Source organism: Methanocalculus sp. (assembly GCF_029762515.1).
Classification (GTDB): domain Archaea; phylum Halobacteriota; class Methanomicrobia; order Methanomicrobiales; family Methanocorpusculaceae; genus Methanocalculus.
In genome coordinates, this window is sequence record NZ_JARVGN010000379.1 from 1 (window position 1) to 2,209 (window position 2,209).

Consider the following 2,209-nt stretch of genomic DNA (forward strand, 5'->3'; position numbering starts at 1 on the left):
GGTGGGACGTTCAATTATATGAATATTCTTATTTTTCAGAAAAATAAGAAATTTTAGATCATTTCTCGCTTGGAACTCCACTCCGGCTTTCGCAGCCTGTAGGTTGCGAGTGGAATTGCGATGATTATCAGCATCAAAAATGCCATTCCGATGATATACATTGGAAGATCTGTTGATGCACCGGGGTCTGGCGAGATGGATAGAAGATCAGAATAAGCGGGATTCATTACTCCATGTGTCGAAGTTATTGATATGATCCTTGAGGAGACGCTCATTTTTGGTTCAGAGGAGGATGCGGATGCATTCTGTGCTTTTGCTAAAGAGAAAGGGATTGGTGTAAAAAAGTCATTCAGGGGGGTTGCGATAACCGAGGATATCATCACCTGCACCCTCCGGGGTTTTATCGACTGGTATTCGGAGATGATTGATGCCAACTCTGAAGAGAATCCACTCTTTGCCGATGATGAGATCTCCCTCTTCCAGAGACAGGTGAATCTTCTGACAAGGACAACGGCAAAACTGGAAGAGATCCTTTCAGGAAAAGAGATCGGTGATGTCATCTATACCCGGGAGACTGTCCAGAAAGCAATCCTCTCCCTCCTCTCGCTCCCGCAGAAGGATGCTGAGGCACTCGGCGATCTGCCTGAGTTGAATGATGTCTGGATCCCAATTGAGATCATGCTGAAGGATAACCAGATTGTTGTTGAATCTCCCGAGGGATACCGCCTTCAGAAGATAATTAAGCCCGGCGAGCTCCTCTACCAGAATACCCCCTCATCATATGCTGATGCATTCTTTGAGGCTGGCAGAACACATGGTGCGATCATCTCTGCAAACTATTCGATTGATTCTGAATGTGTTGTGACTGCCGGACCCGGGATCTACCTGCTGGAGAACGAAAACACAATTTTTGATCTCCTCGATACCCTTGCGGTGGATGAGGCGTCCCTTGATCTCTTCTATGAGAATTATACTACAAAGCAACAGATCGTTCGCTCATTGATCAGCCTGATCGGCAGGAAGAATACACTCTCTTTGACAGAGATCAGTGCTGAGATGGCGAAATACCGTTCATCTTCAGATAATGCTGATTCGGGCTTTGAAATCCATCTCTCCCCAATCATGGTGAAGCTGATTGTGACCGAGCTGATAAAGGCAAAGATCCTCACCGGTCCTGAGAAGAAGGTTCGGATTGGAAAAGGAATTCCTGGCAGGGGATGAAGTTGGGCTCTTCTGTATCATCAACAGCATCGAAGGTCATGGTGGCGGTATGACAATACCCGATACTGCCCTGCTCCATCTTGTTCTGTATGCGGTGCTGAATATCTTCTCGTTCCTTACCTTTGCAGATGACAAGCTGAAGGCGAAGAACAACTCATGGAGGACGAGCGAGAAACGGCTGTTAGTCTATGCCTTTGTCGGGCCGTTCGGTGCACTTGCAGGGATGAAGCTGCTCAGGCACAAGACGCAGAAGATCAAATTCAAGGTTGTCTATTTCTTCCTTCTGCTGCATATTCTGGTGATCGGGTATTATCTCATGCCCTTTCTAACCGGATGATTGCGCAGGAAAAGAGTATTTGAAAAATGGGTGAATTGTTAAGGGAACAATTTCCCTATTTATTTTTCCATCATCACAAAAATCTCCGGCCGCCATGCGGGATCAACAACGCTCAGTATGACCGCATTCGTAGTGCCGGCATTTTTGATCTCCTTTGGCTTACCTGGGGGGAAGAGTGCTGCATGTCCTGCTGGAATTGTGTAATCCACTCCGTCTCCGGCACGGATGGTGATCTCCCCCTCCACAACATAGATCAGATCGGTTGCACCTGTAAGCCGGTTACCGACGATTGTTCCTCCCGGGAGTATCTGTGCATATGCTACGCTGTAGTCGATTGGAATATCCATTTCAGGCATCAGCACGGGATTGATGAGGGTGTAGACGAGCGTCCCGGTATCGAAATCCCACTCGATCCCGCCTGCCGGATCTGAGATTATGATCGGATCTGCATTTGTGGAATTTTGGAGTGGGATGAGGTCATCATCCCTGATATCGATATCAAACGAATACTGGGGCTGGTTTGCCGAGAGGTACCGGAGATCTGATTCGCCGATACTTTCAATCGACTGGAGCACTCCTTCAGGAAGGAGGACGAGTTCTCCTGGCGCTGCCTCAACAGTTTCTGAATCACAGTGTATCCTGGCAGCCCCG

General features: G+C 47.9%; 3 protein-coding genes. 2 read left to right on the forward strand and 1 reads right to left on the reverse strand.

The window, feature by feature from the left end; genetic code table 11:
• Positions 1–252: 252 nt before the first annotated feature.
• Complete coding sequence (locus tag QCH34_RS11165; protein WP_300334153.1) at positions 253–1,221, forward strand: hypothetical protein; 969 nt, start codon at positions 253–255, stop codon at positions 1,219–1,221.
• A complete protein-coding gene (locus QCH34_RS11170; RefSeq protein ID WP_300334156.1) occupies positions 1,193–1,558 on the forward strand; it encodes a DUF1294 domain-containing protein in 366 nt (121 codons plus the stop codon). Before QCH34_RS11165 ends, QCH34_RS11170 begins: the two co-directional genes overlap by 29 nt.
• A gap of 59 nt (positions 1,559–1,617) precedes the next feature.
• On the opposite strand, the gene QCH34_RS11175 is transcribed toward QCH34_RS11170, so the two are convergent.
• The coding region (locus tag QCH34_RS11175) for a cupin domain-containing protein (RefSeq protein WP_300334158.1) at positions 1,618–2,209 on the reverse strand (592 nt) is incomplete at its 5' end.